The sequence below is a fragment of the Pseudomonas sp. SDT291_1_S447 genome, assembly GCF_054070155.1.
Genome location: NZ_JBSVXS010000212.1, coordinates 1 through 4,742, shown reverse-complemented (window position 1 = coordinate 4,742; position 4,742 = coordinate 1). Strand labels below are relative to the sequence as shown.

5 protein-coding genes are annotated in these 4,742 nt (G+C 59.3%); 1 reads left to right on the top strand and 4 read right to left on the bottom strand.

Annotated elements, in window-relative coordinates; all coding sequences use genetic code 11:
- Nucleotides 1-76 precede the first annotated feature (76 nt).
- The 4 genes from ACW9IR_RS28695 to ACW9IR_RS28680 form a co-directional block, all read right to left on the bottom strand.
- Nucleotides 77-1,909, bottom strand: a complete 1,833-nt coding sequence (locus ACW9IR_RS28695; protein WP_095119069.1) for an ABC transporter ATP-binding protein — start codon at nucleotides 1,907-1,909, stop codon at nucleotides 77-79.
- 88 nt (nucleotides 1,910-1,997) lie between these two features.
- On the bottom strand, nucleotides 1,998-2,555 hold the full coding sequence (locus ACW9IR_RS28690; protein ID WP_095119068.1) for a peptidylprolyl isomerase: 558 nt from the start codon (nucleotides 2,553-2,555) through the stop codon (nucleotides 1,998-2,000).
- A 3-nt stretch (nucleotides 2,556-2,558) separates the two neighbouring features.
- Nucleotides 2,559-3,362, bottom strand: a complete 804-nt coding sequence (locus ACW9IR_RS28685; protein WP_110720046.1) for an alpha/beta fold hydrolase — start codon at nucleotides 3,360-3,362, stop codon at nucleotides 2,559-2,561.
- Nucleotides 3,363-3,376: 14 nt separating this feature from the next.
- Nucleotides 3,377-4,300, bottom strand: coding sequence for a LysR family transcriptional regulator (locus ACW9IR_RS28680; RefSeq protein ID WP_007914443.1), 924 nt, complete (start codon nucleotides 4,298-4,300; stop codon nucleotides 3,377-3,379).
- Between the two features lie 49 nt (nucleotides 4,301-4,349).
- Here ACW9IR_RS28680 and ACW9IR_RS28675 point away from each other — a divergent pair, with 49 nt between their 5' ends.
- On the top strand, nucleotides 4,350-4,664 hold the full coding sequence (locus ACW9IR_RS28675; RefSeq protein ID WP_102900300.1) for a 3-phosphoglycerate kinase: 315 nt from the start codon (nucleotides 4,350-4,352) through the stop codon (nucleotides 4,662-4,664).
- Nucleotides 4,665-4,742 lie beyond the last annotated feature (78 nt).

Here is a 4,742-nt window from a genome sequence, read left to right as displayed (position 1 = left end):
AACAACATTAGTGGGCCTGACACACCGCTATCGCGAGCAGGCTCACTCCTACAGGGTTTTGTGATGACGGAAAAAGTCAATCGATGCCGACAAACCCTCCGGTCTGATGCGCCCACAACCGTGCATACAACCCGCGATGGGCGAGCAGTTCAGCATGGGTGCCGCTCTCGGCAATCTTGCCGTTCTCCAGCACCACCAGCCGATCCATCCGCGCAATGGTCGAGAGACGGTGGGCAATGGCGATCACGGTTTTGCCCTGCATCAGGGTTTCCAGGCTTTCCTGAATCGCCGCTTCGACTTCCGAGTCCAGTGCCGAGGTCGCTTCGTCCATGATCAGGATCGGCGCGTCCTTGAGCAGTACCCGCGCAATCGCAATGCGTTGACGTTGGCCACCGGACAATTTTACCCCGCGCTCACCAACGTGCGCATCGAAACCCGTGCGGCCCTCAGCGTCCGACAGCAGCGGAATGAACTCATCGGCGCGCGCCTTGTGCACCGCATCCCACAACTCGGCGTCGGTCGCATCCGGTTTGCCGTACAGCAAGTTGTCGCGGATCGAACGGTGCAGCAGCGAGGTGTCCTGGGTGATCATGCCGATCCGCGCGCGCAGGCTTTCCTGACCGACTTCGGCGATGTTCTGGCCGTCGATCATAATTCGCCCGCCCTCGACGTCGTACAGGCGCAGCAGCAGGTTGACCAGCGTTGATTTGCCGGCACCGGATGGCCCGATCAAACCGATTTTTTCGCCAGGTTTGATGTTCAGGTTGAGGTCGCCGATGATCCCGCGCTTTTTGCCGTAGTGAAAATCCACGTGCTCGAAACGCACTTCGCCACGGGCTACATCCAATGGTTTGGCTTGCTCATGATCGGTGACGCTGACCGGTTGCGAGATGGTGCGCAGCCCGTCCTGAACCATGCCGATGTTTTCGAAAATGCCGGTGACCACCCACATGATCCAGCCGGACATATTGACGATGCGGATCACCAGGCCGGTCGCCAGGGCAATCGCGCCAACGGTGATCAACGATTGCGTCCACAACCACAGCGCCAACGCCGTAGTGCCGACGATCAGCAAACCGTTCATGGCAGTGATTACCACGTCCATGCTGGTGACGACGCGGCCGGCCATTTGCGCTTTGACGGTCTGTTCTTCGATGGCCTCCTTGGCGTAGTGCTGCTCGAAGTTGGTGTGGGCGAACAGCTTCAGCGTGGCGATGTTGGTGTAGCCGTCGACGATGCGGCCCATCAGTTTCGAGCGGGCGTCGGAAGCTTCCACCGAACGATCCTTCACGCGCGGTACGAAGTAATACAGTGCGCCGATGTAGGCGACGATCCACGTCAACAGCGGGATCATCAGGCGCCAGTCGGCCTCGGCGAATAGCACCAGCGAACTGATCGCATAGATCACCACGTGCCACAGTGCATCGACCGCTTGCACCGCTGAGTCACGCAGCGAGTTACCGGTCTGCATGATGCGCTGGGCGATGCGCCCGGCAAAGTCGTTCTGGAAGAAATTCAGGCTCTGTTTGAGCACGTAGCTGTGGTTCTGCCAGCGGATCATGCTGGTCATGCCGGGGCTTAACGTCTGATGCACCAGCAAGTCGTGCAGGCCGAAGAAAATCGGCCGCAGGACGAGGGCAACCACCAGCATCCACGTCAGTTCGAGGGCATGGTCGCTGAAGAAATTCGGGTTCGGTGTGCCTTGGGCCAGGTCGATGATGCGGCTCAGGTAACTGAACAGTGCCACTTCGATCAATGCGGCGAACAGGCCAACGACGAGCAGGGCGGCGAAACTTGGCCAGACCTGCTTGAGGTAATAGGTATAGAAGGGGAGAACGCGGTCCGGCGGAGACGCCGTCGGGGCTTCACGGAATATGTCGATCAGTTGTTCGAAACGGCGATAGAGCATCAGATAACCGCCCGGAGTACGGGCTCTCCTTTTATCGGTGTGAGCGGCGTGAGGTTGAACTCACGCCGCTCGATACGCCCTGTACAGCTTAGTCGATGACTTTGGCCGACTTGATGAATACAGGGTCGGCAGGTACGTCTTTCATGCCGCTTTTGGTGGTGGTCGGCGAGTTGACGATGATGTCGACCACGTCCATGCCTTTGACCACTTTGCCGAATACAGCGTAGCCGTCGCCTTGGTCGAGGAAGTCGTTGTCCTTGACGTTGATGAAGAACTGGCTGGTCGCCGAATCAGGTACGGAGGTGCGAGCCATGGACAAGGTGCCACGAACGTTAGCCAGACCGTTTTTGTGCTCGTTCTTGATCGGCGCCTTGGTTTCTTTTTGCTGCATCTGTTGAGTGAAACCGCCGCCCTGAACCATAAAGCCCGGGATCACGCGGTGGAAAATCGTGTTGTTGTAGAAGCCGCTGTTGACGTAATCGAGAAAGTTCTTGGTGCTGATCGGCGCCTTGACCGGATCCAGTTCGATTTCGATCTGGCCGTTGGTGGTGTCCAGCAGCACGTGCGGTGCTTTGACCGGCGTGGCTGCCATCAGGTTGGCGGCAAACAGCACAGTACCAGCGGCGAGGGCGAGTTTTTTCAGCATGGGTCAGTGATCCTGAGATTGAGTATCGGCTGCGGCGAGGAACTCCAGCAGCGTTTGATTGAAGCGTTCGGGTTGATCGAGCGGGGTGGCGTGGCGCGAATCGGCGATCACCACCAGCCGCGCATTCGGCAGCAGTTTTACATAGGCTTCTTTCAGTGCCACCGGTGTGTAATCACGGTCGGCGCTGATGACGAGCGTTGGACAGGTCACCCGGGAAAGTCGTTCCTGAACGCCCCAGCCAACAATCGCATCGAAGCTGGCGAGATAAGCACGTTTGTCGTTTTTTGCCCAGCGTTCGGCCATTTTCTGTCGCAGATCGGCCTGTTCGGGTTTCGGAAAAAGTTTGCTGCCAAGGGCTTTGCCGATGCTGGCGAGGCTGAGCACTCGCATCAGGCTCCAGCGTTTGAACCACTGCCAGTAGTCATCGCGGCTACGTAGTTTGACTTCGGGCGCGCTGTTGACGATGGTCAGGCTTTTCAGCATTTGCGGCTGATCGACGCCGAGCTGGAAGCCGATCATACCGCCCATCGACAGCCCGACGTAATGCACCGGGCCGAGACGCAAGTGCTCGATCAGCGCAACCATGTCGGCGCTGAAGCCGGCGATGCTGTAGCGCTCGCGCGGTTTGTCCGAGCGCCCGTGGCCGCGAATATCCGGGACGATCACCCGATAGTGCGCGGCGAGCGCCGGGATCTGCATTTCCCAATCCAGCGTGCTCGAACCAAGCCCGTGAACCAGCAGCAACGGCGCGCCGTGGCCATATTCCTCGTAGTGCAGGTTGCAACCATCGTGCTCGAAATACGCCATCGGTGAACTCCGTGTCAGGCTTGTTCAGGGGCGGCGAACGGTGCGTCCAGCGGCAAGGTGTCGAAGGTACGCAGCAGTTCGATGAGGATTTGCGTGGCCGGACCCAAGGGTTTGTCCTTGTTCGAATACAGATAGAAACTGGAGTTGCGGTTGCCGCCCCTGTCCAACGGTAGCAGCTTGAGCGAGCCATCCTTCAATTCCCGCTCGATCATGTGCCGGGGCAGCCAGGCAAAACCGAGGCCGCTGCTGACGAACGTGGCCGCCGTGGCGAGGCTGCCCACGGTCCAGCGCTGCTCGGCGCCGAGCCAGCCGACGTCCCGCGGTTGCTGGCGGCCGGAGTCGCGAATCACCACTTGCATCTGGGTTTCCAGATCCTGAAAGCTCAGCTCGCGATTGAGCCGATGCAGCGGGTGATCGGGGTGGGCGACGGCGACGAACTCGACATCACTTAGCTCTGCACCGAGGTAACCGGGAATGCTCAGGCCGGTGATGGCCAGATCAGCCACGCCTTCAAGCAGCACTTCTTCAACACCCGACAACACTTCCTCACGCAGACGCACGCGGCAACCGCGACTCTGCGGCATGAACGCGGTCAATGCGCGGACGATGCGTGCGCTCGGGTAGGCCGCATCGACTACCAGCCGCACCTCGGCTTCCCAGCCTTGCTCCATATGGTGGGCAAGATCTTCCAGTTGGCTAGCCTGTTTCACCAGTTGCCGCGAACGACGCAGCAACACGCCGCCGGCTTCAGTGAGTACGGCTTTACGCCCGTCGATGCGCAGCAACGGCACGCCGAGCTGGTCCTGCATACGGGCAACGGTGTAACTCACCGATGATTGCGAACGGTGCAAGGCCTCGGCGGCCTGGGCGAATCCGCCGTGGTCGACCACGGCCTGCAATGTTCGCCATTGATCCAGGGTCACGCGGGGCGCTTTCATCAATAGCTCCTCTTGTCCTAAGCTGGCCGTCCCTCATGGAGACTGCCGAATGAAAAAATTCTGTTGTGTGCTGCTGGCGCTGCTACCGCTGACTGCTTTTGCGTACCCGATCGATGTGCAGAAAGAACTCAACGGCATGAAGATCGACTACGAGACCTTCGACACCGATAACGACATCGGCTCGATTCGGGTGGCCAACTACGGTGATGTCGACGCGACGTGCAAAGCGGTGTTCAGCAATGGCCCGGAAGCGCCGCGCACCCGCACAATCGATGTACCGGCCGGCAAACATAAAAACGCCACGGCCAAGTTCACCCGCGAGATCATCAAGCTGCGCATCAAACTGACCTGCACCCCGAAATAACACCGATCCCTGTAGGAGTGAGCCTGCTCGCGATAGCGGAGTTTCAGTTAACACAAATGTAGCTGACACACCGCTATC

Excerpts from the sequence above, each read along its gene's own strand:
- ACW9IR_RS28695 (WP_095119069.1), bottom strand. The coding sequence starts at position 1,909 with ATGCTCTATCGCCGTTTCGAACAACTGATCGACATATTCCGTGAAGCC.
- ACW9IR_RS28685 (WP_110720046.1), bottom strand. The coding sequence starts at position 3,362 with ATGGCGTATTTCGAGCACGATGGTTGCAACCTGCACTACGAGGAATAT.
- ACW9IR_RS28675 (WP_102900300.1), top strand. The coding sequence starts at position 4,350 with ATGAAAAAATTCTGTTGTGTGCTGCTGGCGCTGCTACCGCTGACTGCT.
- ACW9IR_RS28680 (WP_007914443.1), bottom strand. The coding sequence starts at position 4,300 with ATGAAAGCGCCCCGCGTGACCCTGGATCAATGGCGAACATTGCAGGCC.
- ACW9IR_RS28690 (WP_095119068.1), bottom strand. The coding sequence starts at position 2,555 with ATGCTGAAAAAACTCGCCCTCGCCGCTGGTACTGTGCTGTTTGCCGCC.